The organism is Dysgonomonas termitidis, from assembly GCF_042654545.1.
GTDB classification, from domain to species: domain Bacteria; phylum Bacteroidota; class Bacteroidia; order Bacteroidales; family Dysgonomonadaceae; genus Dysgonomonas; species Dysgonomonas termitidis.
This window is the reverse complement of the sequence record NZ_JBHSGN010000086.1, coordinates 280-509: the sequence shown is the minus strand read 5'-3', so window position 1 is coordinate 509 and position 230 is coordinate 280.

The window sequence follows — 230 nt, the reverse complement described above, 5'->3', positions numbered from 1 at the left end:
ACGGGTTGTCCACGCTTGTGAGAAGTCCGGACAACCCACTTTTTTATAACAATAACCAAACAGGAATAAAATGAAAATAAAACCTGGCTTTCAGCCTGCACTGAAAATGATGAAATACGTAAATAAAACAGTCACGTCCGGTTGTACTATCCGGCCCGATGTACTGCCTGTAAGGAACATGGAAGAACCGTAAGTGTCACCTGAAAAGCAAACCGATGAATAACCTGACA